1 protein-coding gene is annotated in these 1,553 nt (G+C 38.1%); it reads right to left on the bottom strand.

Going from position 1 to position 1,553, the window contains the following annotated elements:
* Window positions 1–244: 244 nt before the first annotated feature.
* Complete coding sequence (locus ACFIK2_RS08110; RefSeq protein ID WP_375677139.1) at window positions 245–1,396, bottom strand: tyrosine-type recombinase/integrase; 1,152 nt, start codon at window positions 1,394–1,396, stop codon at window positions 245–247.
* Window positions 1,397–1,553: the final 157 nt, after the last annotated feature.

Here is a 1,553-nt window from a genome sequence, read left to right as displayed (position 1 = left end):
CTTGATTTTTCACGTATTATGGATGCGTTTGTAAGTATTTTTACACAAAAACCAAATATCCGACTCTAAACATACTCTGAGACGCGCGAAATTCTTTAGAAAATGGTTTCTTAATTTTGCTCGTCTCATAGAGACTATCAATAATAGCTTTACACATTTAAAACTGTTATTTTCACAGAATTGGACATATCAAATTTCTCGTCAAAATAACTAAAAAAACACTGCAAAGGTAATTGTAAAAATTCTATCCTGTTATAAATGAAGCCCACTGTTCCAAGAGAATATGTCGCTGTTCTAAAAAATCCGTTCGCATATAAGCTTTTGTCACTGAACTCCCAACTGTATGTGCAAGGACAGTTTCGGCAATCTCAAATGGTGTTGACGTTGTCTCTGCTATCCAGTCCCGTAAGCTTGAACGAAAACCATGGGGACGATAGGTTAAGCCGCAAACTGTCATATACTTTGCCATGGTGGCATCAGAAATGGGGTTGCCTGTAAGACCAGAAAAGAGAAAACCATTTTTTTCAAAGGGAAGAGACTTTTCAATCACTTTTAAAGCTTCATTACTCAATGGTACTCGAAAATCTGAAACCTTTCCTACAATGCCCTTCATATTTTCTTTGGGTATCGTCCATATATCTTTATCTATTTGTTCGAGACGCAAATAGCGCAATGGATACGACCGTACTCCAGTCAAAATCAAGAGCTTCAGTGCTAAATTTGAAAGGATCTTATCATCCAAGCTTTGATAAAATGCCGGAACCTCTTGCCATGGCATAGCAGGAATATTTGTTGATGTCGCACGTGGTTTTCCTAAAAGAGCGCGTGCCTTCATACAAGCCTGTAGATCAACATCTAAACCAAGAGCCGCTGCATATTTCAAACAAATATTGATACGGTTAAGTGCTTTTCGCGCTGTGTCTGCTTTTTCATGCCAAAGGGGTGAGAGAACATTGCGGATGATATTGGCTGTTAATTTTTCTATAGGTAATTTGCCTATGTGTGGAATAACGTGCAACTCTAGTGGAGAAAACCAGCGGCCGTTTTTACCTTCATTTTTCAACTCTGCTTTTTTGCTTTCAAAAGCCGCTTTTGCAATTTCTTGAAAAATATTGCTTTGCTGTTTTAAAATAGTCTGTTCTCGAAAGACAATAGGATCATTGCCTTCTTTAAGAATATCACTATAATATCTTGTAAGCTCACGCGCTTCTTTTAAAGAGAGTTTTGTAACAGGACCAAGTCCCATTTCACGGCGCTTATTGTGGTGCGTATAGCGAAAAAACCAAGAGCGTGTATTGTCTTTTCGAACATTCAACCACAACCCTGCCCCGTCACAATATTTACCCTGCGGAGACGTCTTTACGAATGATGCTGATAACCGATGAATCGCCCTCACTTAACGTCCCCTCTCGTCCACCTTTTTGGGTCCACCTTTTAGACCACCTTTAATTTCTGATTTGAGATTTTTTCTTTAATACTTACTTTTTTTATTGAATCATAAAAAGCTATAGACATCAATACGCCCTTACACATCTTTATATACTTTGAATCTT

It is taken from the genome of Bartonella sp. AP88XZML (genome assembly GCF_042195565.1).
Classification (GTDB): Bacteria; Pseudomonadota; Alphaproteobacteria; order Rhizobiales; family Rhizobiaceae; genus Bartonella.
Note: the sequence above shows the minus strand (reverse complement) of the source record. Positions and strands in the feature narration are given on the sequence as shown.